This is a genomic window from Verrucosispora sioxanthis, from assembly GCF_010560025.1.
Taxonomy (GTDB): Bacteria; Actinomycetota; Actinomycetes; order Mycobacteriales; family Micromonosporaceae; genus Micromonospora; species Micromonospora palythoicola.
Genome location: NZ_SAIY01000002.1, coordinates 234501 through 259172, shown reverse-complemented (window position 1 = coordinate 259172; position 24672 = coordinate 234501). Strand labels below are relative to the sequence as shown.

Genomic DNA, 24672 nt, shown 5'->3' with positions numbered 1-24672 from the left:
CCCTTCTGGTGTCAGATCCAGCGGCCGCCCAACCACATGCGCGCCGACCAGTCGTCGTACGGCAGCGTCCAGCCCACGAAGATCGGATAGAAGTACGCGAAGCAGAGGACGACAAGCGCCACGTACGCTCCCGCGATCACCCCGCCGACCAGCCGGCGGTCGCGGCTCGCCTCCGCGTCCGCGCCGGTCACGGCCAGGCTGCCGCTCGGTCCCGCCGGTGAGGCGATGGCACCCAGCACGTAGACCACGGCGAGCACCAGGAACGGCAGCGCGGGCGCGGCGTAGAAGGAGAACATCGTCCGGCCGTCGAGGGCGAACCAGAACCAGGGCAGCAGCCCGGCCGCCACGGCGAGCAGGAGCGCTCCGGCCCGCCAGTCCCGCCGGGCCAGGCCGAGCCAGACCAGCGCCACCAGCGCCGGCAGGAACGACCACCACAGCAGCGGGGTGCCCAGCAGCAGCACCTCCTCGGCGCAGGTCGGCGCACCGCATGGGCCCTCGCCGGTCCAGTGGAACGCCACCGGCCGACCCAGCAGCAGCCACTGCCACGGCCACGACTGGTACTTGTGCGGTTCGTCGAGCTGGCCGTGGAAGCCGAGCGCGGCCTGGTGGTACTGGATCAGGTTCCACAGCGGGCCGACGATCGGTGCGTCGCTGAGCCCGGCGTCCGGGTACCGCTCGGCGAGCCGGTAGTAGCCCTCCTGGCTGAACAGCCAACCGGACCACGTCGTGACGTAGGTGACCGCCATCAGCAGACCGGCGAGCACCATCCAGGGCACGCCGTCGAGCAGGGTGTCCCGCCACGGCCGGGGTACGCCGGCCGAGCGCCGGGCGCCGACGTCCCAGAGGACCATCAGCAGCGCGAAGACGGGTACGAAGAACAGCGCGCTCCACTTCACTGCGAAGGCGCAGCCGAGCAGCACCCCGGTGGCCAGCCGCCACCAGGGCCAGTTCCGCCAGCCGCCGGGGGGCCGGCCGGCCCGCCCCCGGGCGGTCGGATCCAGCCCGGACTCCAGGGCCCGGGCCCACCGGCGTCGCGTCGCGTCCCGGTCGAGCACCAGCGCGCCGAAGGCGGCCAGGACGAAGAAGAGCAGGAAGATGTCGAGCAGCGCGGTGCGGGACAGCACCAGGTGGAATCCGTCGACCGCGAGCAGCAGGCCGGCGGCGCAACCGAGCACCGTGGAACGGAACATCCGGCGACCGATGCGGACCATGAGCAGCACCGACAGGGTGCCCAGCAGCGCCGCCGAGAAGCGCCAGCCGAACTCCGGGGCGGTGGTGAACAGGTGACCCGGCACCGAGATGCCGTGCTCGGCGTCGCTGTAGCCGAAGGCCCACTCGCCGAACCCGATCAACCACTTGCCCAGCGGCGGGTGGACCACGTACGACGGCGTGTTGTTCGTGTAGTTCCACTCCACGGCCCTGTCGATCAGCCCCCAGCTGTCCCGGGCGTAGTAGACCTCGTCGAAGATCTTGCCCGGCGGATGGCTGAGATTCGCGAACCGGAGAACCGCCGCGATGACCACGACCACCGCCGTGGCCAGCCATGAACGGTCGTCCAGCCCGGCCTCGACGGTGGCCAGCCGGCGGCGGATCGTCGCCGGTACGCCACTTTCCGCTGGTCCGGGGGCGGTGGCTGGGCTCGCCGCCGGCTCCGAGGGCTGGTCGGGGCTCGCGCTCTGTGCTGTCGACGCACTCGTCACCCGGCGATCGTAGGCTGCCAAGGGGGCCGCTGGCGCCCGTCGTCCCCATATCCGGTACGCCCGTCGATGAAGGAGTGCGCTGCTGTGGGTGGAATGTCCGAAACCGGTCGCCTGATTCTGCTCGGCGCGCCGCTCGGCAACCCGGCCGACGCCTCCAGCCGACTGCGGGACACGCTCGCCGCCGCCGACGTGGTCGCCGCCGAGGACACCCGCCGACTGAACCGGCTCGCCCGCGACCTCGACGTGACCATCGCCGGCCGGATCGTCTCGTACTTCGAGGGCAACGAGGAGCGGCGTACCCCGGAACTTGTCGACGTGCTCACCGAGGGATACGTGGTCGCGCTGGTCACCGACGGCGGCATGCCGAGCGTCTCCGATCCCGGCTACCGGTTGGTCCGTGCCGCGCTGGAGGCCGGGGTGCCGGTCACCGCCGCGCCCGGTCCCAGCGCCGTCACCACCGCCCTCGCTCTGTCCGGGCTGCCCTGCGACCGGTTCTGCTTCGAGGGTTTCCTACCGCGTGCCCCGGGCGCCCGGCGGGCCCGCCTGCGGGCCCTGGCCGCCGAGGAACGGACGCTCGTCCTCTTCGAGGCCCCGCACCGCATCGTCGCCGCACTCGCCGACCTGGCCGACGCGTTCGGTGCCGACCGGCCCGCCGCCCTGTGCCGCGAGCTGACCAAGACGTACGAGGAGGTGCGGCGTGGCCCCCTCGGTGAGTTGGCCCGATGGGCGGCCGACGACGACCCGCGCGGCGAGATCACCCTCGTGGTGGCGGGCGCCCCCGCCGCACCCGCCATTCGTCCCGACGACGACGCGCTGCGGGCGGAGGTGGCCGAGCGGGAGGCGGCGGGTCGTAGTCGCCGGGACGCGATCACCGACGTCGCGGCCGAGTACGGGTTGCGCCGGCGCGACGTCTACACGCTCGTGCATCGGTGAAGCCGGATGTCACCAGGCGGCGATCAGGAAGCCGAGGGCGGTCAGCGGCGGGCCGGCCAGCGAGGCAACGATCGCCCAGCGTCGCTCGGTCGGATCGGGCAGCCGGGTCGCGCCGGTCCAACGGGCGATGCCCAGCGCGCAGCCGAGCACCGCGAGCATCCCGAGCAGCCAGCGCAGTTGGGCGCCCACCCCACGGTCGGTGTACGCGACGTGACCGTCCGGGCCGGTCACCCGGGCGGGCAGCACCGAACCGGGCACCGCACTTTCCCGGGGCACCCCGCTGACCCGTACGCCGTGGATCCGGAACTCTTCCTGCGTCGCCGTGAAGATGCCCCGGCACCGCTGGGTCAGTCCGTCGCCGGAGCACCTGGTGACGACCACGGTGCCGGAGGTGGCGTGCCCGACCGCGAGCCAGAACGGGCCGGCGCTGACCCAGGCGAAGAAGGCCGCCGCGAGGCTCAACCCGATCAACGCGGACAACCCCGCCAGGGGATCCGGTGGATGGCTGCTCCGCTCCCGGCGTCGACGCGCCGGCCGAAACCGCTGCCACCACGGATCGGTGCGGCCGGGCGTGTCCTGCCGCACCGGCGTGCCGTCCCAGTGGACCTGCTCGATCGGTGCCCAGAAGGTGTCCTCGTCCGGCGTACCGTCGTCGCGCGAGCGGTGCCGACGGCCGCGACGCCCGACCGGCCGCACCGGAACCCGCCGGGGCAGCGTGTCCACCGGTGCACCGGTCGTCGGCTCCACCTCGACTCCGGTACGTGACTCGACCGTCGCGGGGTCGGTCCGGTCCGGCCCGGCCGCACCGTCCGGCGCCGCCGAGGGCACCGCGCGGGGCTGGGGCGCCACCACCTGGGTGAGCGACGCGGTGGAGTCCGGCCCGGCGTCGGGGGAAGGGCCGTCGGAGTGGTCTCGGGCGGCTCGGCTGCCAGTCACGCGTTCATTTGACACCGCTGATGGTGGTTGATCGGGCAGCTCAAGCAGCGTGTCGACGACAATTCGGACTATCTGCCGGGGGTGGTCGGGTCATCCTGTCGGCCAGGGACCCCTATTGGTTCGCGGTCACCTCGCGGGGGTCACTAGGCTTTCTGTCCATGAGTCACGTTCTCGCGGCAGTGGCCTGGCCGTACGCCAATGGCCCGCGCCACATCGGCCACGTCTCCGGTTTCGGCGTTCCCTCCGACGTCTTCGCCCGGTACATGCGGATGGCCGGCCACGACGTGCTCATGGTCTCCGGCACCGACGAACACGGCACCCCGATCCAGGTGCAGGCCGACGCCGAAGGGCTGAAGCCACGGGAACTGGCCGACCGGTACAACCGGGTGATCGTCGAGGACCTGCACGGGCTCGGCCTCTCCTACGACCTGTTCACCCGCACCACCACCGGCAACCACTACGCCGTGGTGCAGGAGTTGTTCGAGGGGATGTACCGCAACGGGTACATCGTGCCGAAGACCACCATGGGCGCCATCTCGCCGTCCACCGGTCGGACCCTGCCCGACCGGTACATCGAGGGCACCTGCCCGATCTGCGGCTACGACAGCGCCCGGGGCGACCAGTGCGACAACTGCGGCAACCAGCTCGACCCGATCGACCTGATCAACCCACGGTCGAAGATCAACGGGGAGACGCCGGAGTTCGTCGAGACCGAGCACTTCTTCCTCGACCTGCCCGCCCTGGCCGGCGTGCTGCGGCAGTGGCTGGACACCCGGGAGGGCTGGCGTCCGAACGTCCTGCGCTTCTCCAGGAACCTGCTGGACGACCTGCACCCCCGGGCCATCACCCGGGACCTGGAGTGGGGGGTGCCGATCCCGCTCGACGGCTGGCGTGACCGCACCGACAAGCGGATCTACGTGTGGTTCGACGCCGTCATCGGCTACCTGTCCGCGTCCATCGAATGGGCCCGGCGCACCGGTGACCCCGAGGCCTGGCGGAAGTGGTGGTCCACCGACGGGGAGGGGAAGGACTCGCAGGCGTACTACTTCATGGGCAAGGACAACATCGTCTTCCACTCGGTGATCTGGCCCGCGCTGCTGGCCGGCTACTCCGGTGAGGGCGGTCGCGACGGCGAGCCGGGCCGGCTGGGACGGCTCAACCTGCCCACCGAGGTGGTCTCCAGCGAGTTCCTGACCATGGAGGGACGCAAGTTCTCCTCCTCGCGCCGGGTGGTCATCTACGTCCGGGACTTCCTCCAGCGCTACGACGCCGACGCGTTGCGCTACTTCATCGCGGTGGCCGGGCCGGAGAACAACGACACCGACTTCACCTGGGCCGAGTTCCTGCGCCGCAACAACGACGAGCTGGTCGCCGGCTGGGGCAACCTGGTCAACCGGTCGGTCTCGATGGCGGCGAAGAACTTCGGCGAGGTCCCACCGATCGGTCCGGACGGGCTCACCGAGGCCGACGAGGCGCTGCTGGCCGTGGCACGCGCCGGCTTCGACACGGTCGGCGACCTGATCGCCCGGCACCGGCAGAAGCAGGCCATCGGCGAGGCGATGAAGGTCGTCGCCGAGGCCAACAGGTACCTCTCCGAGCAGGCGCCGTGGAAACTCAAGGACCCGGCCGCCAAGCCCCGGATGGGCACCATCCTGCACGTCGCCCTCCAGGTGGTCAGCGACGCCAACACGCTGCTGACCCCGTTCCTGCCGCACTCCGCACAGAAGATCCACGAGCTGCTCGGCGGCACCGGGGTGCACGCACCGATGCCGGTGATCGAGGAGGTCGCCGACCTCGACGTCGGGCCCGCCTACCCGGTGCTGACCGGTGACTACACCCAGGGCGCGCGGTGGGAGTCCGTACCGCTCGTGGTGGGCCGGCCGCTCGCGGCACCCAAGCCGGTCTTCCGCAAGCTCGATCCCTCGATCGTGGACGAGGAACTGGCCCGGCTCGAGGGCTGACAGCGCAGTGATGGGCGCGTCCCGCACCGGGTCGCGCCCATCGTGTCGTCCGCGTGGCCGGGCGCGGTGCGATGCGCGCCAGACGGCGGCCCGGACCGGATCAGGCGCGGGCCATGGCCGGCGAACCGATGAACTCCATGATCGCCTTGTTCACCTCGTCGGCGTTGGTCCACGGCGTGCCGTGCGGCGCGCCCTTGAGGGTGACCAGCCGGCTGTCGGCGAGCATCGGCTGCAACCGTTGACCGGTCTTCGGGTACGGCAGCACGTTGTCCTTGTCGCCCTGCACGATCAGCACCGGCACGTTGATCCGGGACACGTCGGCCCGGAAGTCGGTGCCCCAGGCGTCCACGCTGTCGTGCGTGGCCGTGGCGGAGGCCATCGCCCCGATGTTCCAGTGCGCCCGGTACGCCTCCTCGCTGACCAGCTTGCCCTTGTTCTCGTCGTAGTTGAAGAAGTTGTTGCAGAACTGGGTGAGGTAGGCGAACCGGTCCTGCGTGATCGCCTGCTTGAACCCCTCGAAGAGACTCGGCTCGACACCCTCGGGGTTGTCCGGTGCCTGCCGCAGGTACGGCGCCAGCGGTGCCAGCAGCACCGCCCGGTCCACCCGGTCCGAGCCGTACGCACCCAGGTAGCGGGTCACCTCGCCGGTACCCATCGAGTGGCCGACCAGGATCGCGTTGCGCAGATCCAGCTCGGTCATCAGCACGTCGAGGTCGGCGGCGAAGGTGTCGTAGTCGTACCCGAACGCCGGCTGCGCCGAGTTACCGAAGCCGCGCCGGTCGTACGTGATCACCCGGTATCCGGCGTCGAGCAGCGGTCCGGAGACCTTCTCCCAGGTCGCCCCGTTGAACGGGAAGCCGTGGATCAGCACGATCGGCTGTCCCGACCCGTGATCCTCGTAGTACAGGTCGATGGGCGCGGAGTTCTCCGTGCCGACGGTGATGAAGGGCATCTCGTCCTCCTGTCAGGGTGGGAAACCGAGGCTTCCCCGGCGGGCATCCGATATTCCTGCGCCGCCCGACCTGACGGGCCAGGTCAGAGAAGGTACGGGTGGTCCACCACCTGGTCGTCGGTCACCTCACCGCCCGGGGCCCACGTCTCGTAGACGCCCCGTTCGTGACACTGTGCGGCGGTCGCGGCGACCGCGTCCGGATCCGGGCGTCGCAACCGCAACCGCAGCCAGCCCGCCTCCTCACGCAACACCAGACACGGCACCCCCCGCCAGGCGGCCAGGCGCACCCGTCGGCTCACCCCGTCGACCGGGTACCGGGCGGCCCGGGTCAACGCCAGCACCCGGAAATCACCGGGCAGGTCGGCGACCGCCTCGTACTCCCCGCCCGCGTACGTGCCCACCAGTCGGGTCGACCGCGGCGCTTCCCCGGTCGGCACGTACTCCTGATCCGGCGACAGACCCGGCACGGCGGCGAGCAGGTGTCGCCACTGCGGCCCGACCATCCGCAGCCAGCCCCGCTGCTCGGCCTGGTAGGCGTAGAGCACCACCTCCAGGCCCTCCGCCGGATAGGCCAGCAGGGTGGCGTTCGCGGGCATCGGCAGGTCGGCGAAGTCCCGGGTGACGAACTCGGGGATCAGGTGGTGACTGCTGGGCGTGAAGCCGGTACCCAGCACCGCCGGACCCAACCGGTCCCGGGCACCCAGCGCCGTCAGTCCCCGGTACGCCGCACCCGCCGGCACGTCGTAGTCGCCCGGGTCGGCGGCCCGCCAGCGCAACGCGTACGTCACGTCCGCACCGTCGCGGCTGTCCTCGCCGTCGGTGCGCAGCACACTCGTCGTCGCCGGGGTGCGCAGGTGCGCCACGTCGTGTTCCCGGTAGCAGAACCCGTGCGGCAGCCAACCCCGGACGTATCCGGCGAGCTGCCGGGCCGAGAGGATCTTCATCATCCGGGTACCACGCCGTACCCCCGCCGAGGCGCGTACCGCGGTGACCAACGGGTCGTCCGCGGCGGCCGGCTGCTGGGAGAGCCGGTGCACCTCCGACCAACCCCGCTCCCGGTGCAGCGGCACCAGCAGCGGCGGCTCCGGGTCCTCGGCCTGCTCGGTCCCCCCGTGCACGGCGCCGACCTCGGTGACGTGCACGAACCGCCGCCACGGGAGCGCCGAGTTCACCCGGGGCGCCCACTCGAAACCGGCCACCTCGTCGGCGCTGAACAACTCGTACGCCGCACCCCGGGCGATCTCCTCGGCCGGGTACACCGCGCCGCCGAACGCCACCCGCAGACCGGTCCGCTCCGGCACCGTCCCGCCGGGCCGAAAAAGCTCGCTTCGCGCGTCCACCCCGCGACGGTAGGTGCGCGGGGCGTAGCCGAGGTGAACTCCGGGTGGCCTCCGGGTGGACTCGTGCGGTGTGTGATCCTGTCGAGGAGATGAGCGAGCCCACCGAGTCCCGTAGCCAGCGCGCGGCCCGCCGCGCCGGAGAGTTCCCACCCGCACCCGAGCCGCTGCCCCGCCCGGTGCTGGACAGCCACACCCACCTCGACATCACCGTCAGCGAGGCCGGCGTACCCGGTGGCGGCGATCCCGCCGACCCGGTCGCCGCCGCCATCGACGTCGCCGCCGCCGTCGGAGTGGACCGGCTGGTGCAGGTCGGGGTGGACGTCGCCTCCTCCCGCTGGGGTGTCGAGGTGGCCGGCAGATACCCGGCGGTGCTGGCCACGGTCGCACTGCATCCCAACGAGGCGCCCCGGCTCGCCGACCTCGACGCGGCCCTGCGCGAGATCGAGGCACTGGCCGGGCAGGAGCGGGTCCGCGGCGTCGGTGAGACGGGGATGGACCGCTACCGCACCGGTGACGAGGGCCGCGCCGCGCAGGAGGAGAGCTTCCGGGCGCACATCGCCATCGCCAAACGGTACGGCCGGACGCTGGTGATCCACGACCGGGACGCGCACGCCGACGTGCTGCGCATCCTCGACGACGAAGGCGCACCGGACACGGTGGTGATGCACTGCTTCTCCGGCGACGCCCAGTTCGCCGCCGAGTGCGTCCGCCGCGGCTACCTGCTCAGCTTCGCCGGCACGGTCACCTTCGCCAGCGCCGGCGCGCTGCGTGAGGCCGCCGCGCTGACCCCGCTGGACCAGATCCTGGTGGAGACCGACGCGCCGTACCTCACCCCCGTGCCGCACCGTGGCCGACCCAACGCCTCCTACCTCATCCCGCTGACCGTCCGGGCGCTGGCCGCCGCCACCGGCGCCGACCTCGACGCACTCTGCGCCGCCATCTCGACCACCGGCGAACGTGCCTTCGGCCCCTGGCACCCGGCTGGCGTCGGCGGCTGACCCGTACGCTGTCGGGTTATGGCCGCAGACCTGCTCGGCCCGGCGGAGATCCGGGACCTCGCCGCCCGGCTCGGCGTCGCGCCCACCAAGAAACTCGGCCAGAACTTCGTGCACGACCCCAACACGGTCCGCCGGATCGTCGCCACCGCCGGGCTCACTCCCGACGACGTGGCGTTGGAGGTCGGCCCCGGGCTGGGCTCGCTCACCCTCGCCCTGCTGCCCGCCGCCGCCCACGTGCACGCCGTCGAGATCGACGCCACGCTGGCCGGCGCGCTCCCCGGCACCGCCGCCCGGCACGCCGGCCCGGCCGCCGACCGGCTCAGCGTGCACCACGCCGACGCCCTGCGGATCGGCGCCGCCGACCTGGGCGACCCGGCGCCCACCGCACTGGTGGCGAACCTGCCCTACAACGTCGCCGTGCCCGTGGTGCTGCACCTGCTCGCCGAGTTGCCCAGCCTCCGACACGGGCTGGTGATGGTGCAGAAGGAGGTCGCCGACCGGCTCGTCGCCGGTCCCGGCTCCAAGGTGTACGGCATACCGTCGGTCAAGCTCGCCTGGTACGCGCACGCCCGCGCCGCCGGGAAGGTGCCGCCGAACGTGTTCTGGCCGGTGCCGAACGTCGACTCCAGTCTGGTCGCCTTCACCCGCCGCGAGCCGCCCCGTGCCGACGTACCCCGGGCACAGGTCTTCTCGGTGGTGGACGCCGCCTTCGCGCAGCGGCGCAAGACCCTGCGCGCCGCCCTGGCCGGCTGGGCCGGCGGTGCCGACCGGGCCGCCGTCGCGCTGACCGCCGCCGGCGTCGACCCCGGCGCACGCGGCGAGTCACTCACCGTCGAGCAGTTCGCCGCCGTGGCCGCGTCGGCCCCGAGCCGTACGCCGGCAGCCCAGTAGGCTGAGCCCGTGCCTGCCGAGGAGTTGATCGTGACCAAGCCGTTCGACGTGCGGTTGTCCGTCCGGGACATCACCCCGTGACCGAGGCCTGGCGTCCGGAGGACGACGAGCCGCGTGGGGCGAGCGGTCCGGTCCGGGTACGGGTGCCCGCCAAGGTCAACCTGCACCTGGGGGTCGGACCGCTGCGTCGGGACGGCTACCACGAGCTGAACACCGTCTACCACGCGATCTCGATCTACGACGAGCTGACCGCGCGGCGCGGCGACACGCTGACCCTCACCATGGAGGGCGAGGGCACCGGGGAACTCGCCCTGGACGACTCCAACCTGATCATCCGCGCGGCGCACGCCCTCGCCGGGTACGCCGGGGTGATGCCGCACGCCCGGCTGCACCTGCGCAAGCAGATCCCGCTGGCCGGTGGGCTCGCCGGCGGCAGCGCCGACGCGGCGGCCGCCCTGGTCGCCTGCGACGCGCTGTGGGGCACCGGCCTGTCCCGCGACGAGCTGGCGAGCATCGCCGCCGACCTCGGCTCAGACGTGCCCTTCCTGATCCACGGCGGCACCGCGTTGGGCACCGGGCGGGGCGAGGCGGTCAGTCCGGTGCTGGCCCGGCCCACCTCCTGGCACTGGGTGGTCGCCATCGCCGACGGCGGCCTGTCCACCCCGCAGGCGTACCGGGAACTCGACCGGCTCCGCGAGACCGGTGCCGCCGGGCCGCCGCTGGGCAGCACCGACGGGCTGCTGGCCGCGCTGCGACAACGCGACCCCGGGTGCTCGCACCGACCCTCGGCAACGACCTTCAGGACGCCGCCCTGGCCATGCGACCGTCGCTGGCGAACACCCTGAAGGCCGGCGAGGCCGCCGGAGCGCTGGCCGGCATCGTCTCCGGGTCGGGGCCCACCTGCGTGTTCCTCACCGCCGACGCCGCCGACGCCGAACGCGTCGCCGCCGAACTGGAGGCCGCCGGGGTTTGCCGGCAGGCCGCGTCGCCCACGGCCCGGTGCACGGCGCCCGCGTCAGCTGACGGTCGACGGACCGCCCGGCCGGGCTGACCCTACTGGGCCGAGGGCGGTCGGGTGCGGCCCCCCGGCCGCCGGCGAACGGATCGCGCCGGAAGAGACACCGCTCTGGCCGGCACGTCGCGTGTCGAGCTGACGGCGACGACGCGTCGCGCTGGGATCGGCCCGATCGGGCGGCCGCCGGGATACGGGGGTGCTCCGCGTACCCTGGAACGACAGGCGTCCCCAGGTGCCCGCCGGCACCGGGACGCCTTGATCATGGAAGGTGGGTACGTGGCCAACATCGTCAACCTGGACCGGGTGTCCAAGGGCTACGGCGCGGCCGGGCCACTGCTCACCGAGGTCTCGCTCGGCCTGGACGACGCCGACCGGATCGGCGTCGTCGGGCTCAACGGCGCCGGCAAGTCCACCCTGCTGCGGCTGCTGACCCGTACCGAGCAGCCCGACGACGGTCGGGTCACCCACCGGCGTGACCTGCGCGTCGCCTGGCTGCCCCAGAACCTCACCCTCAGCCCCGAGGCCACCGTCCGCGACGTCGTCCTCGGCACCGAGTGGCTCGCCGAGAGCATGGGCGCGGAGCACGAATGGGCCGGCGACGCCGGCGTACGCGCCATCCTCGACGGTCTCGGCATGCCCCACCTGGGTCTCGACGCCCCGGTCGGGCCGATGTCCGGTGGCGAACGCCGCCGGGTGGCCCTGGCCGCACTGCTGGTCCGCGAGGCCGACCTGCTGATCCTCGACGAACCCACGAACCACCTCGACGTCAGCGGCGTCGACTGGCTGGCCCGGCACCTGCTCAGCCGCAAGGGTGCCCTGGTCGTGGTCACCCACGACCGCTGGTTCCTCGACGCCGTCTGCACCACCACCTGGGAGGTCGCCGACCAGACCGTGCGGGCCTACGAGGGCGGCTACGCGGCCTGGATCCTCGCCCGCGCCGAGCGGGAACGGATCGCCGCCGCCACCGAGGCCCGCCGGCAGAATCTGCTCCGCAAGGAGATCGCCTGGCTGCGCCGCGGACCACCGGCCCGCACCTCGAAGCCGAAGTTCCGCATCGACGCCGCCAACGCGCTCATCGCCGACGTGCCGCCACCGCGCGACACCACGTCGCTGCAACGGCTGGCCACCGCCCGGCTCGGCAAGCAGGTGTACGACCTGGAAGACGTCCGGCTGCACGCCGGCCCCAAGACCATCCTCGACGAGGTCAGCTGGCAGGTCGGTCCCGGCGACCGGGTCGCCATCCTCGGCGCCAACGGCGCGGGTAAGACCACCCTGCTGCGGATGCTGGCCGGCGTCACCCGGCCCGACGGCGGGCGGCTGATCACCGGCAGCACCGTACGTCCCGCCTTCCTCTCCCAGGAACTCGCCGAACTGCCAAGCGACCTGCGTGTCCTCGAAGCTGTCGAGGAGGTCGCCCGGCGGGTCCGCCTCGGCGATCGGGAGATCTCCGCCGCCCAGCTCGCCGAGGTGTTCGGTTTCGACGACCGGCGCCTCTGGACCCCGGTGGGCGACCTCTCCGGCGGCGAGCGGCGGCGACTCCAGATGCTGCGACTGCTGGCCGGCGAACCGAACGTGCTGCTGCTCGACGAACCCACGAACGACCTCGACACCGACACCCTCGCCGCGTTGGAGGATCTGCTCGACTCCTGGCCCGGCACGATCGTGGTGGCCAGCCACGACCGCTACCTGATCGAGCGGGTGACCGACACCGCGTACGGCATGTTCGGCGACGGCCGGCTGGTGCACCTGCCCGGCGGTGTCGACGAGTACCTCGCTCGCGCCAGCGACCGCCCGAGGTCCGGGCGTACCCCGGCACCCGTCGCACCGGCCACCGCGCCGGCCGCTGGCGGAATGAGCGCCGCCGAGGCCCGGCAGGCCCGCAAGGAACTGGCCCGCCTCGAACGGCAGGTCGGCAAGCTGGAACAGAAGGAGGCCACCCTGCTGGACCAACTCGCCGCGAACGCCACCGACTACAGCAAGGTGGCCGAGCTGGACGCCCAGCTCACCCAGGTACGCGGCGAGCGCGAGGAGGCCGAGCAGGCCTGGCTGATCCTGGCCGACGAGATTCCCGCCAGCTGACCCGGCCCACCCGGCCGGTCTCTGCCCTGACGTGCCGTTCCCGGGACCCCGTGTGCGGCGTCACAGCGCCGGATGCGGGAGAATCGCCGTCGACCCTCACCCAACGGCGTTGGAGAAACAGACATGGCCCACACCCCCGTCAACCACCCCGCGCGGCCGATCTACCGGGCGATCGGCGGGCTCGTCGGTCTGTACCTGGTGGTCTTCGGTGTGATCGGCTTCCTGACCAGCACCGGTGAGCCCTTCTTCAGCCAGGGCGACACCCAGGCCCTGGGGCAGGGGACGAACCTCGGCTTCTCCCTGTTCAACATCGTGGTCGGTGCGATCGTGCTGGCCGGCACCGCCATCGGGCGCAACCTCGACGTGTTGATCAACCAGTGGTCGGCCTATCTGATCATGGTGGTCAGCCTGGCGGGCCTCGCCTTCATCCGGACCGAGGCCAACATCTTCAACCTCAGCGTCGCCACGGTGATCGTCCAGATGGTGCTCAGCCTGGTGCTGCTGATGGCCGGCATGTACGGCAAGGTCGGCAGCGACGACGAGCACGAGGCGTGGCAGAAGGCTCGGCTCGTGCTCTGAGGTTTTGCTTCTCGTTTCGGTTGTGGGTTTTCGCCGGAGCCCGACCCGTCTCGGTTTCGGTTGTGGGTCTTCGCCGGAGCCCGACCCGCTCCGGGCGGTCAGGCTTGATCCCTGCGCGGGTCGGGCTCCGGCGAAGACCTGTCGGGGTTGCGCATCCGTCCGGAGCGCCCGGCCGGAGGGCGGGGATCTTAAGGTGCCTGGTTGCGCCTCGGGCAGCCTCGCGGCCGATTCCTGGCGTGCCTTCGCCGGGTTGTTGCTGCTGTTGGCGTTCGGGGGACGTGGGCTGCGCGACTGGGGGACAATGTTCTTGTTGTCCCGTTTTGCGTGGAGGAAGCGATGCCGCACTTTCCGGTCAACCATCCGGCGCGGCCGTTCTACCGGGCGCTGTCCGGTCTGGTCGGGCTCTACATCCTGATCTTCGGCGTCTGGGGAACCGCCCTCACCTGGGGTGACCCGCTGTTCGGTCGGAACGGCAACTGGGCTCTAGGCCTCCGCACCAACCTGGCCTTCTCGCTGGCCTCCATCGCCTTCGGGATCGTGCTCATCATCGGCGCGTCCCGGCGAACCAACCTCGGCCACTACATGAACCTCACCGCCGGAGCGGTCTTCCTGGTCACCAGCATCCTGATGATGTCGGTGCTGCAGACCGGGGCCAACTTCCTGAACTTCTCCATGTCCACGGTGATCGTCTCGATGCTCTTCGGGCTGATCCTGCTCGGCACCGGCCTCTACGACAAAGTCGGTCCGCACGAGGACGCCGAGGCCGAGCGGAGCCGTCGAAACCACCCCGTCGCCGAGATCCACCGGCGCTGACCCGGTACACCGGCCGGTCAGCGACCGCCCGCCGTGATCAGCCCCGGCTTGGCCTCCAGATGCGACAACCCGTTCCAGGAAAGATTCACCAGGTGCGCGGCGACCGTCTCCTTACGCGGCTTACGCACCTCCAACCACCAGCGGCCGGTCAACGCGACCATGCCCACCAGCGCCTGCGCGTACAACTCGGCCAACTTCGGGTCATAACCTCGACTGGAGAACTCCGCGCCGAGAATGTGCTCCACCTGGTGGGCCACGTCGTTCATCACGCTGCTGAAGTTGCCGGTCGCCGAGAGCACCGGCGACTCCCGCACCAGCACCCGGAACCCACTGGTCTCCTCCTCGATGTAGCCGAGCAGCGCCAGGGCGGCCTGTTCCAGCAACTCCCGTGGATGGCCTGCGGTCAGCGCCGTGGTGATCCGATCCAGCAGGGACCGGACCTCCCGGTCCACCACCACCGCGTAGAGCCCCTCCTTGCCGCCGAAGTGCTCGTATACCACCGGCTTGGAAACCTTCGCCCGCGACGCGACCTCCTCGATCGAGGTGGCGTCGAAACCGCGCTCGGCGAAGATCTGTCGGCCGATCGAGATCAACTGCTCGCGACGCTGGGCGGCGGACATGCGTACCCGGGCCGGTGGCTTGCCCGGCGCCGGCACCACGCGACGTCGCTTGCCGCCCTCCTCGTGGGGAGTCTCGGCCATCTCGTCACCTCGCTGGCGCTCGGTGACGCCCTGTCGTGGGATGCTGCCTGTCTTCCGCCCGGTCACCCGAACATACTGCCAGGTAACTTGCGGGTTGGCCGCCCGGTTACCGCGGAGCTGCCGGCTTGGCCAGCTTCGCCGCGATCCGTTCCGGCTTCGGCCAGCGCACGTCCCACGCCGCGCCGACCTTTTCGAACAGCCAGATCACCCGGGCCGAGATGTCGATCTGCCCCCGCAGCACCCCGTGCCGGGCACTCGTCGGATCGGCGTGGTGCAGGTTGTGCCAGCTCTCGCCGAAGGACAGCAGCGCCAGGGGCCAGAAGTTCGCCGCCCGGTCGCCGTGACGCATCATGAACGGCCGCTCCCCGTACACGTGGCACACCGAGTTGATCGACCAGGTGACGTGGTGCAACAGCGAGATGCGGACCAGTCCCGCCCAGAACAGCGCGGTCAACGCCCCCTGCCAGGACCACGTCAACAGCCAGCCCATCGCCGCCGGTCCGAGCACCGAGACGACCACCAGCACCGGGAAGAACCGGTCCATCCGCCGGATGTCCCGGTCGGCCACCAGATCCGGCGCGAAGCGCTCCCGGTTGGACAGCTCGCGGCCGAAAAGCCAGCCCATGTGCGCGTGGAACAGTCCCTTGATCAGACCTCGCACCGTGGTGCCGAACCGCCAAGGCGAGTGCGGATCCCCCTCCAGGTCGGAGAAGGCATGGTGCCGCCGGTGGTCGGCCACCCACTGGATGATCTCGCCCTGCACGGCGAGTGAGCCCGAGGCGGCCATCGCGATGCGCAACCACCGCTTGGCCTTGAACGAGCCGTGGGTGAAGTAACGGTGGTAGCCGACCGTGATGCCCAGGCCCGACAGTACGTACCAGAAGGCCGCGATGCCCACGTCGACCCAGCTGAGCCAGCCACCCCAGGCCACCGGCACGGCGGCGATCAGCGCTGCGAACGGGATCACCACGAAGGACCAGAGCGCGATCAGGATGCCGCGTGACTGGGTGCCCTGGGTGAGTGGCTTGGGAGTGGCCGGTTGCGGGTCGAGCACGGTGGCGGACATGGCACCTCGCAGGGGACGGTCGGTTCGCGAATCTACGCCTACGTCACCGTAACTTAAGGGCCCGGTAGATCACATCAGACAGCGATGCGAATGGATGCCGGCCTTGTCGTACGCGTGTCCTAACCTGCACCGCATGACCGCTTTCGACGCCACCGAGGTGCGCCGGCTGCGTACCGAGGAGCAGCTCTCGGTGCGCGAGATCCGCGCTCGTACGGGCCTCGGCCGGAACCGGATCCACGAGCTGCTACGGGGCGTCCCCGCGCCGGAACGGACCAGGCGCCCCCGAGCAAAGGACGACCTGCGCACCGAGGCGGTGGCGCTGCGCTCGACGGGACATGCGGTGCCGGAGATCGCGCGACGGCTCGGCGTGAGCCGGTCGACGGCGTACCTCTGGGTGCGGCACATTCCACTGAAGCGAGACCCCGAGGAGGAACGCGAGCGCCGGCGCGCCCACTCGAAGACGATGGCCGACGCGCGGTGGGCGGACCACCGCCGGGCGCGGGACGAGGCTCGGGCTGAGGCGCACGCGGTCGCCGCCAAGATGGTCGGTCAGCTCGATGAGCGTGATCTGCTCATCGTCGGTGCGGCGGTCTACTGGTGCGAGGGCACCAAGTCCAAGCCGTGGCGCCGCGATGACCACGTGCAGTTCGTCAACAGCGATCCTGGCCTGCTCGCTCTCTTCCTACGCTTCCTCGAAGTCTGCGGAGTCGACCCCGCTGTGCCGACCTACCGGGTGAGCATTCACGAGACCGCCGATCCGGACGCGGCGGCCGAGTGGTGGGCGGTCAAGCTCGGCGTACCACGCGAGCGCTTCCGCCGGGCGACGCTGAAAAAGCACAAACCCGCCACTGTCCGTCGGAACACTGGCGACGAGTACCGAGGCTGTCTAGTGATCAACGTGCCGCGTAGCCGTGAACTCTATTGGCGAATAGAGGGTATGATCGCCGAGCTGTTCCGGTCCGCGGCTGAACGCGCGTGCGTGGGTTGATGTGACCTGTCAGCTTGACATGTCAATGGGGTGTGGGGTAACGGCAACCCGCAGGCCTTTGGAGCCTTGAGCTCCTGGTTCGAATCCAGGCACCCCAGCAATCGCCCTCAACTGCCGATCCTCGTACCCGTGCCGAACAGGTCGGATTGTCTGGTTAGCATGGCCGCGAGACTGTCCGCGTTCCGACGGGAGCCACGTCGTGCCCGAGCCCCAAACCCGTACCGTCGTCGTGCTCGCCGCCGGTGAGGGCAAGCGGATGAAGTCCTCGTTGCCCAAGGTCCTGCACCCGCTGCTCGGCCGGACGCTTGTGGGCCACGTCCTCAACGCGGCCGACCCGCTGGGTGCGGCGCGCACCCTGGTGGTGGTGGGGCACGGCGCCGACCAGGTTCGCGCCCGCCTCGCCGGGATCGCCCCCGAGGCCACCGCGGTTCACCAGGCCGAACAGCTCGGCACCGGGCACGCGGTGCGGATCGCGCTGGAGGCCGCCCCGGAGGTCACCGGCACGGTGGTGGTGCTCAACGGCGACGTGCCGTTGCTGCGGCCGGAGACGGTCGGTGAGCTGGTGGCGGCGCACGAGGGCGAGGGCGCCGCAGCGACCGTGCTCGCGGCGGAGGTGCCGGATCCGACCGGGCTCGGACGCATCGTGCGGGATGCTGCGGGCCGGCTGGAACAGATCGTCGAGCAGCGTGACGCGACCGCTGCCCAGCTGGCGCTTCGGGAGATCAACGCCGGCATCTACGCGTTCGACGCGGCTCGACTGCGGGACGTGCTCGGCAAGCTGTCGACCGACAACGACCAGGGCGAGGAGTACCTCACCGACGTCTTCAAGATGCTGGTCTCCGCCGGTGAGCCGGTGGGGGTGCACCTGGCGGTCGATCACATCGAGACGCTCGGCTGCAACGACCGGGTGGAGCTGGCGGCGTTGCGCCGGCTGCTGCGTGACCGGGTCAACGAGCGGTGGATGCGGGCCGGCGTCAGCCTGCTCGACCCCGAGACCACCTGGATCGACGTGACCGTGGCCCTGGACCGGGACGCGGTCGTGGATCAGAACACCCAGTTGCGGGGCGGCTCGGTGGTGGGCGCCGGCGCGGTGATCGGGCCGGACGTGACGTTGATCGACACGGTGGTGGGGCCCGGCGCGACGGTGGTGCGCAGTCACGCGGTCGGCGCCGAGGTGGGGCCGGGCGCCAGCGTGGGGCCGTACGCGTACCTGCGGCCGGACGCCCGGCTGGCGGAACGGGCGAAGGTCGGCACGTTCGTCGAGGTGAAGAACTCGGAGATCGGCGCGGGCTCGAAGGTGCCGCACCTGACGTACGTGGGTGACGCCACGATCGGCGAGCAGAGCAACATCGGTGCGGCGTCGGTGTTCGTGAACTACGACGGGGTGCGCAAGCACCGCACGGTGATCGGCAGCCATGCCCGGACGGGCGCGGACAACATGTTCGTCGCGCCGGTCGAGGTGGGTGACGGGGCGTACACCGCGGCCGGTTCGGTGATCATCGAGAACGTGCCGGCGGGTGCGATGGGTGTGGCTCGGGCGCGGCAGCGCAACATCGAGGGCTGGGTGCTCAAGCGTCGGGCCGGTACCGCCGCCGCCGAGGCGGCCGAGCGTGCCCTGGGCGGTACGCAGGGTGTTCCGGCCGTCCCGTCGTCGGCAAGCGAAGGTGAGCCAATCCACGGCGGTGCCGAGTCGGTGGGCGGTACGCCGGAGCCGGGAGATACTGCAACCGAATAGTCCCCGGCCGACCACCACCGCAGGCCGGGTACCCGCCGACCGAATACGGGAGCAGACGGGCCCATGGGCAGCATCGTCGCCGAAAACCGCAAGAGCCTGATGCTCTTCTCCGGACGTGGTTTTCCGGAGTTGGCCAAGGAGATCGGCGAGGTGCTCGGCGTCGCGCCGACGCCGGCCGACGCGTACGAGTTCGCCAACGGCGAGATCTTCGTACGCTTCAAGGACTCGGTACGTGGTTCGGACGCCTTCGTGGTGCAGTCGGTCACGCACGGAGTGAACACCTGGGTCATGGAGACCCTGATCATGGTCGACGCGCTGAAGCGTGGTTCGGCCAAGCGGATCACGGTCGTCCTGCCGTTCTATCCGTACTCCCGGCAGGACAAGAAGCACCGCGGCCGGGAGCCGATCTCCGCGCGGTTGGTCGCCGACCTGCTGAAGACCGCCGGGGCGAACCGGATCCTCACCGTGGATCTGCACACGGCGCAGATCCAGGGTTTCTTCGACGGCCCGGTGGACCACCTCTTCGCGATGGACATCCTGGCCGAGTACGTGGAGCGCAAGTACGCGGGCCGGCCGATGACAGTGGTCGCGCCGGACTCGGGCCGGGTGCGGGTGGCCGAGCGGTGGACGGACCGGCTGGGTGGTTGCCCGCTGGCGTTCATCCACAAGACCCGGGATCCGATGAAGCCGAACCAGGTGGTGGCGAACCGGGTGGTCGGTGAGGTCGAGGGTCGGGTCTGCCTGATCGTCGATGACATGATCGACACGGGTGGCACGATCTGCCGGGCGGCGGACATCCTGAAGGAGTCGGGGGCGGCGGACGTGATCGTGGCGTCCACCCACGCGTTGCTGTCCGATCCGGCGACGGAGCGGTTGAAGAACAGCCCGATCAGCGAGGTCGTGGTGACCAACACGCTTCCGTTGCCGCCGGAGAAGCAGCTCGACAAGCTCACCGTGCTGTCGATCGCGCCGCTGCTGGCCCGGGCCATCCGCGAGGTCTTCGACGACGGCTCGGTGACCACTCTCTTCGGCGGGCTGAGCTGAGCGCGGTTCACGACTGAGCCGGCTGGGCGGGTACGGGGACTGCCGTCAACCCGGGAAATCGCTCGGGTAGACTGGTCCGGTTGCCACGGCGAGGGTGCCCTGCGGGCCGCTGAGAAGCGCCGCACGGAGGCACCGTGATCGACGCGGTGCTCCGGGCAGTCTTCTGACGCATGAGCCCCTGCGAGCCCCCCGCCCAGCACCGCCAGACGACAAGCTGCCGCAGCGAAGCATCAGGAGTTTCCCCGTGTCCGAGGTAAAGATCAGCGCCGAGCCCCGCACCGAGTTCGGCAAGGGTGGTGCCCGTCGTACCCGCCGGGCCGGCAAGGTGCCCGCCGTGCTGTACGGCCATGGCGAGAAGCCCAAGCACATCGCGCTGCCGGCGCGCGAGTTCGCGGCGGCCATCCGTAACGGTGGGGCCAACCAGCTCCTCGCGCTCGACATCAGCGACGGCACGCAGGCGCTGGCGCTGCCGAAGGCGATCCAGCGGGACCCGATCAAGGACACCTTCGAGCACGTCGACCTGTTGCTGGTGCGTCGCGGTGAGAAGGTCACCGTGGACGTGCCGGTCCAGCTCACGGGTGAGGCCGCGCGCGACACGCTGATCGTGCACGACCATGACACCCTCTCGGTGACCGCCGACGCGACGAAGGTGCCGGATCACCTGGAGGCTTCGATCGAGGGCGCCGAGGCGGGTTCCCAGGTCACCGCCGCTGACGTGTCGTTGCCGGCGGGTGTGGAGCTGGCCGGCGACCCCGAGATGCTGGTCGCCTCGATCACCGCCGCGCCGACCGCCGAGCAGCTGGAGTCGACGCTGCCCGAGGTCGAGGAGGCCACCGAGGAGGCCGAGGCCGAGGTCGGCGAGGTCACCGAGGGTGCTGCCGAGGCGCCGGCCGCCGAGGGCGAGGCGGGCACCGAGGGTCGTACCGAGGCCTGACAGGCGCAGAGTTTTGTGACAGGCGTCCCCGGTTCTGCGGGGGCGCCTGTCGCCGTATCGGATGATCGGCGGCGCGGGTGGTGGTTGACCGCCGGTACGAGCGGGAGGGGCGGGCGGTGACGGACGAGACCGGGCCGTGGCTCGTGGTGGGCCTGGGTAACCCGGGCCGGGAGTACGCGGGCAACCGGCACAACGTCGGGTTCATGGTCGCCGACCTGCTGGCCGGTCGGTTGGGTGCGAAGTTCGGCCGGCACCGGCGGGCGGTGGCGGAGGTCGCCGAGGGCCGGCTGGGGTTGGGCGGGCCGAAGCTGGTGCTGGCCAAGCCGCTGACCTACATGAATCTGTCCGGTGGGCCGGTGGTGGGCCTGGCGCAGTTCTACAAGGTGTCGCCGGGCCGGGTGATCGCGGTGCACGACGAACTGGACATCGGCTACGGCCAGGTGCGGGTCAAGTGCGGCGGCGGCGAGGGCGGGCACAACGGCCTGCGGTCGATGTCGAAGTCGTTGGGCACGAAGGACTACGTGCGGGTGCGGTTCGGGATCGGTCGACCGCCGGGACGGCAGGATCCGGCGGACTATGTGCTGTCGGATTTCGGCACGATGGAGCGCAAGGAGTTGGACTTCCTGGTGGATCGGGCCGCGGACGTGGTGGAGTCCGTGGTCAGTCGGGGTGTGGAGCCGACCCAGAACCTCTACCACGGCGTCTAGTGCGGGTTCCGAACTGCCCCGTTTGACCTTCGTCTCGGCTCGACCGGTGACCTCGACACACGCGTCGGGGGGCGGACTGTGGCGGTCGGGTTCGCCGGTGGCCCGGTAGTGTGCGGGTTCGGCGGTCGGGGCGGGGCCGGCCGCTCGGCGTACGCGGATCGTGGCGACGGGAGCGGAAGCATGAGCGGTCCACCGATGATCGACGGGGCGTTCGCGCGGTGGCTGGCGGATCGGGCCGGGCAGGCGTTGCTGGGCCTGCGGGCGGAGATGGGGTTCGCCGATGCCGGTGCGTTGAAGTCGGCGGGGGACAAGGTCTCGCACGACCTGATCCGTACCGAGCTGGCGAGGTGGCGCCCGGGTGACGCGGTGCTCTCCGAGGAGGACGAGGGTTCCCGGCTGGCGTGGGCGGCCGAGGTGAACGCCGGTGCGGTGTCGCGGTTGACCGCCGACCGGGTCTGGATCATCGACCCGTTGGACGGCACCCGGGAGTTCAGCGAGGAGGGGCGCGCGGACTGGGCGGTGCATGTCGCGCTCTGGGCGCGCAACGCGGCCACCTCGCACGGTCTGGTCGCCGGTGCGGTAGGGCTGCCGGCGCAGCACCGGGTGCTGGGTACGGATCTGCCGCCGGCCTATCCGCCGATGACGCCGGAGGCGGCGACGGCGGGTGGCGCGGGCCGGTTGCGGTTGGCGGCGAGTCGCAGCCGGCCGCCGGTGTTCCTGACCGATCTCGCCGAGGAGGTTGGGGCGCAGCTGGTGCCGATGGGTTCGGCCGGGGCGAAGATCGCCGCGGTGGTCACCGGTGAGGTGGACGCGTACATCCATGCCGGCGGGCAGTACGAGTGGGATTCGGCGGCGCCGGTGGCTGTGGCGACGGCCACCGGACTGCACGCTTCCCGGATCGATGGTTCTGCGCTGAAATACAACGAGGCGGATCCGCGCCTGCCGGACCTGCTGGTGTGCCGCAAGGATCTCGCCAGCCGGTTACTTGCGGCGTTGCAGCGGCATTGCGGGTAGCCTGTCGCTACTTCCTGACATCCCCGACCGGAAAGGTCTGGAAAGCGGATGACCGAGCGAATCGAGCCGGTGTCATGACCAGTGCTGCCTACCAGGTCACCCATCTCGACGCGCTGGAGGCGGAGAGCATCTTCGTGATGCGCGAGGTGGTCGCCGAGTTGGAGCGGCCGGTGCTGCTCTTCTCCGGTGGCAAGGACTCGATCGTCATGCTCCGGCTGGCGCAGAAGGCGTTCGCACCGGGTCACATTCCGTTCCCGGTGATGCACGTCGACACGGGTCACAACTTCCCGGAGGTGCTCGACTACCGCGACCGGCGGGTCGCCGAGCTGGGCCTGCAGCTGGTGGTGGCCAGTGTGCCGGAGGCGCTGGCCAGCGGTCTGGTCCGGGAGCCGGCGGACGGCACGCGTAACCGGATCCAGACGCCGGTGCTGCTGGAGGCGGTGGAGAAGCACCGTTTCAATGCCCTGTTCGGTGGGGCACGGCGGGACGAGGAGAAGGCTCGGGCGAAGGAACGGATGTTCAGCTTCCGGGACGAGTTCGGCCAGTGGGATCCGAAGAACCAGCGGCCGGAGCTGTGGGCGCTCTACAACGGTCGGCATCATCCGGGCGAGTCGATCCGGGTGTTTCCGCTGTCCAACTGGACCGAGTTGGACGTGTGGCACTACATCGCCCGGGAGCGGATCGAGTTGCCGTCGATCTACTACGCGCACGACCGCGAGGTGGTCGAGCGGGACGGGATGCTCTACGCGGTGAACGAGTTCCTGCCGGCGCGGGCCGGTGAGGATCGGTTCAAGGCCCGGGTGCGGTACCGCACGGTCGGCGACGCCTCCTGCACGGCGGCGGTGCGTTCCGACGCGGACACGGTCGAGAAGGTCATCGACGAGGTCGCCGCGACCCGGATCACCGAGCGGGGCGCGACCCGGGGTGACGACCGGGTCAGCGAGGCCGCGATGGAGGACCGCAAGCGGGAGGGCTACTTCTGATGAGCACCGAGACTCTGGCCACCGCTGCGGTCGCCGAGGGCCGGCCGATGGACCTGCTGCGTTTCGCCACGGCGGGCAGTGTCGACGACGGTAAGTCGACCCTGATCGGTCGACTGCTCTACGACACGAAGTCGCTGTTCACCGACCAGTTGGCGGCGGTGGAGGCGGTCAGCGCGGCCCGCGGTGACGAGTACACCAACCTGGCGCTGCTCACCGACGGGTTGCGGGCGGAACGAGAGCAGGGCATCACGATCGACGTGGCGTACCGCTACTTCGCCACGCCCCGGCGCAAGTTCATCATCGCTGACACCCCCGGGCACATCCAGTACACCCGGAACATGGTCACCGGGGCCTCCACCGCCGACCTGGCGTTGATCCTGGTGGATGCCCGCAAGGGTCTGGTCGAGCAGTCCCGCCGGCATGCCTTCCTCTGCTCGCTGTTGCGGGTGCCGCACCTGGTGCTCTGCGTCAACAAGATGGATCTGGTCGACTTCTCGCAGGAGGTCTTCGAGCGGATCGCCGACGAGTTCACCGCGTTCGCCGCGAAGCTGGACGTGCCGGATCTGACGGTGGTGCCGATCTCCGCGTTGCGGGGCGACAACATCGTCAGCCGTTCGGAGAACATGCCCTGGTACGAGGGCCCGGCATTGCTGCATCACCTGGAGCGGGTGCACATCGCCAGCGACCGTAACCTGGTCGACGTCCGCTTCCCGGTGCAGTACGTGATCCGCCCTCAGTCGACCACGGTGACCGACTACCGGGGCTACGCCGGTCAGGTGGCCTCGGGGGTGCTCAAGCCGGGTGACGAGGTGATGGTGCTGCCCTCGGGCTTCACCAGCCGGATCGCCGCGGTGGAGACCGCCGACGGGCCGGTCGCGGAGGCGTTCCCGCCGATGTCGGTGACGGTACGCCTGGAGAACGAGATCGACATCTCGCGTGGTGACATGATCTGCCGACCGAACAACGCGCCGGCGGTGGCCCAGGACATCGAGGCGATGGTCTGCTGGATGGATGAGACCCGTCCGTTGCAGGTCGGCGGCAAGTACTCGATCAAGCACACGACCCGTGCGGCGCGGGCCATCGTCCGGGGCCTGCACTACCGCCTCGACATCAACTCCCTGCATCGCGACGAGTCGGCGACCGAGCTGGGGCTCAACGAGATCGGGCGGGTCCGGCTGCGGACCACCATCCCGCTGCTGGCCGACGAGTACCGCCGCAACCGCACCACCGGCGGGTTCATCATCATCGACGAGGCCACCAACCGCACGGTCGGCGCCGGCATGATCGTCGAAACCCCCTGACC

21 protein-coding genes, 1 tRNA gene and 1 pseudogene are annotated in these 24672 nt (G+C 70.8%); 17 read left to right on the top strand and 6 right to left on the bottom strand.

Annotated features, from left to right (window positions below; translation table 11 throughout):
* Nucleotides 1–11: 11 nt before the first annotated feature.
* Nucleotides 12–1700, bottom strand: coding sequence for a dolichyl-phosphate-mannose--protein mannosyltransferase (locus tag ENC19_RS06305; RefSeq protein ID WP_373688904.1), 1689 nt, complete (start codon nt 1698–1700; stop codon nt 12–14).
* 66 nt (nt 1701–1766) lie between these two features.
* Here ENC19_RS06305 and rsmI point away from each other — a divergent pair, with 66 nt between their 5' ends.
* Nucleotides 1767–2633, top strand: coding sequence for a 16S rRNA (cytidine(1402)-2'-O)-methyltransferase (rsmI, locus tag ENC19_RS06300; protein ID WP_166458157.1), 867 nt, complete (start codon nt 1767–1769; stop codon nt 2631–2633).
* Between the two features lie 9 nt (nt 2634–2642).
* Here rsmI and ENC19_RS06295 read toward each other — a convergent pair whose 3' ends face one another.
* The gene (locus tag ENC19_RS06295; RefSeq protein ID WP_328824162.1) at nt 2643–3569 is read right to left on the bottom strand and encodes a hypothetical protein; all 927 of its coding nucleotides are present in this window, start codon (nt 3567–3569) and stop codon (nt 2643–2645) included.
* Between the two features lie 158 nt (nt 3570–3727).
* Between ENC19_RS06295 and metG the strand changes: the two genes are divergently transcribed.
* Nucleotides 3728–5530, top strand: a complete 1803-nt coding sequence (metG, locus tag ENC19_RS06290) for a methionine--tRNA ligase (protein ID WP_164446198.1) — start codon at nt 3728–3730, stop codon at nt 5528–5530.
* 100 nt (nt 5531–5630) lie between these two features.
* Here the strand turns inward: metG and ENC19_RS06285 are convergent, their stop codons facing one another.
* Together ENC19_RS06285 and ENC19_RS06280 are read right to left on the bottom strand one after the other, a co-directional pair.
* Nucleotides 5631–6482, bottom strand: coding sequence for an alpha/beta fold hydrolase (locus ENC19_RS06285; RefSeq protein ID WP_164446197.1), 852 nt, complete (start codon nt 6480–6482; stop codon nt 5631–5633).
* An 83-nt stretch (nt 6483–6565) separates the two neighbouring features.
* Nucleotides 6566–7822 carry a hypothetical protein gene (locus tag ENC19_RS06280; protein WP_309246206.1) on the bottom strand — a complete coding sequence of 419 codons (1257 nt, stop codon included), beginning with the start codon at nt 7820–7822 and terminating at the stop codon, nt 6566–6568.
* A gap of 89 nt (nt 7823–7911) precedes the next feature.
* On the opposite strand from ENC19_RS06280, the gene ENC19_RS06275 reads away from it, so the two are divergent.
* From ENC19_RS06275 to ENC19_RS06250, 6 genes and pseudogenes are all read left to right on the top strand, one after another.
* On the top strand, nt 7912–8820 hold the full coding sequence (locus ENC19_RS06275) for a TatD family hydrolase (RefSeq protein WP_164446196.1): 909 nt from the start codon (nt 7912–7914) through the stop codon (nt 8818–8820).
* An 18-nt stretch (nt 8821–8838) separates the two neighbouring features.
* Nucleotides 8839–9711 (top strand): 16S rRNA (adenine(1518)-N(6)/adenine(1519)-N(6))-dimethyltransferase RsmA, encoded by an 873-nt coding sequence (rsmA, locus tag ENC19_RS06270; RefSeq protein WP_164446195.1) that lies wholly within the window; start codon nt 8839–8841, stop codon nt 9709–9711.
* A gap of 77 nt (nt 9712–9788) precedes the next feature.
* Nucleotides 9789–10734, top strand: a pseudogene (locus ENC19_RS06265) (4-(cytidine 5'-diphospho)-2-C-methyl-D-erythritol kinase).
* A 268-nt stretch (nt 10735–11002) separates the two neighbouring features.
* Nucleotides 11003–12805, top strand: coding sequence for an ABC-F family ATP-binding cassette domain-containing protein (locus ENC19_RS06260; protein ID WP_164446194.1), 1803 nt, complete (start codon nt 11003–11005; stop codon nt 12803–12805).
* Between the two features lie 123 nt (nt 12806–12928).
* Nucleotides 12929–13384: a DUF4383 domain-containing protein gene (locus ENC19_RS06255; protein ID WP_164446193.1), complete on the top strand. Its 456-nt coding sequence runs from the start codon at nt 12929–12931 to the stop codon at nt 13382–13384.
* 336 nt (nt 13385–13720) lie between these two features.
* Nucleotides 13721–14197: a DUF4383 domain-containing protein gene (locus tag ENC19_RS06250; protein ID WP_164446192.1), complete on the top strand. Its 477-nt coding sequence runs from the start codon at nt 13721–13723 to the stop codon at nt 14195–14197.
* Nucleotides 14198–14214: 17 nt separating this feature from the next.
* Here the strand turns inward: ENC19_RS06250 and ENC19_RS06245 are convergent, their stop codons facing one another.
* Both ENC19_RS06245 and ENC19_RS06240 read right to left on the bottom strand, forming a co-directional pair.
* Nucleotides 14215–14898 carry a TetR/AcrR family transcriptional regulator gene (locus tag ENC19_RS06245; protein WP_166458155.1) on the bottom strand — a complete coding sequence of 228 codons (684 nt, stop codon included), beginning with the start codon at nt 14896–14898 and terminating at the stop codon, nt 14215–14217.
* Nucleotides 14899–15004: 106 nt separating this feature from the next.
* The gene (locus ENC19_RS06240; RefSeq protein ID WP_164446191.1) at nt 15005–15964 is read right to left on the bottom strand and encodes an acyl-CoA desaturase; all 960 of its coding nucleotides are present in this window, start codon (nt 15962–15964) and stop codon (nt 15005–15007) included.
* A 133-nt stretch (nt 15965–16097) separates the two neighbouring features.
* Between ENC19_RS06240 and ENC19_RS06235 the strand changes: the two genes are divergently transcribed.
* The 9 genes from ENC19_RS06235 (at nt 16098) to cysN (ending at nt 24670) form a co-directional block, all read left to right on the top strand.
* Nucleotides 16098–16952, top strand: a complete 855-nt coding sequence (locus ENC19_RS06235; RefSeq protein WP_164446190.1) for a helix-turn-helix domain-containing protein — start codon at nt 16098–16100, stop codon at nt 16950–16952.
* 26 nt (nt 16953–16978) lie between these two features.
* Nucleotides 16979–17050: transfer RNA gene (locus ENC19_RS06230), tRNA-Gln, on the top strand.
* Nucleotides 17051–17151: 101 nt separating this feature from the next.
* Nucleotides 17152–18687: a bifunctional UDP-N-acetylglucosamine diphosphorylase/glucosamine-1-phosphate N-acetyltransferase GlmU gene (gene glmU, locus ENC19_RS06225; protein WP_164446189.1), complete on the top strand. Its 1536-nt coding sequence runs from the start codon at nt 17152–17154 to the stop codon at nt 18685–18687.
* Nucleotides 18688–18750: 63 nt separating this feature from the next.
* Nucleotides 18751–19731, top strand: a complete 981-nt coding sequence (locus ENC19_RS06220; RefSeq protein ID WP_164446188.1) for a ribose-phosphate diphosphokinase — start codon at nt 18751–18753, stop codon at nt 19729–19731.
* A 244-nt stretch (nt 19732–19975) separates the two neighbouring features.
* Nucleotides 19976–20665 (top strand): 50S ribosomal protein L25/general stress protein Ctc, encoded by a 690-nt coding sequence (locus tag ENC19_RS06215; protein WP_164446187.1) that lies wholly within the window; start codon nt 19976–19978, stop codon nt 20663–20665.
* Between the two features lie 116 nt (nt 20666–20781).
* Nucleotides 20782–21372 (top strand): aminoacyl-tRNA hydrolase, encoded by a 591-nt coding sequence (gene pth / locus ENC19_RS06210; RefSeq protein ID WP_164446746.1) that lies wholly within the window; start codon nt 20782–20784, stop codon nt 21370–21372.
* A gap of 180 nt (nt 21373–21552) precedes the next feature.
* The gene (locus tag ENC19_RS06205; RefSeq protein ID WP_164446186.1) at nt 21553–22386 is read left to right on the top strand and encodes an inositol monophosphatase family protein; all 834 of its coding nucleotides are present in this window, start codon (nt 21553–21555) and stop codon (nt 22384–22386) included.
* 74 nt (nt 22387–22460) lie between these two features.
* Nucleotides 22461–23369 (top strand): sulfate adenylyltransferase subunit CysD, encoded by a 909-nt coding sequence (cysD, locus tag ENC19_RS06200; protein WP_164446185.1) that lies wholly within the window; start codon nt 22461–22463, stop codon nt 23367–23369.
* Nucleotides 23369–24670 carry a sulfate adenylyltransferase subunit CysN gene (cysN, locus tag ENC19_RS06195; protein ID WP_164446184.1) on the top strand — a complete coding sequence of 434 codons (1302 nt, stop codon included), beginning with the start codon at nt 23369–23371 and terminating at the stop codon, nt 24668–24670. The genes cysD and cysN overlap by 1 nt, the downstream gene beginning before the upstream one ends.
* The last annotated feature ends 2 nt before the right edge of the window (nt 24671–24672 follow it).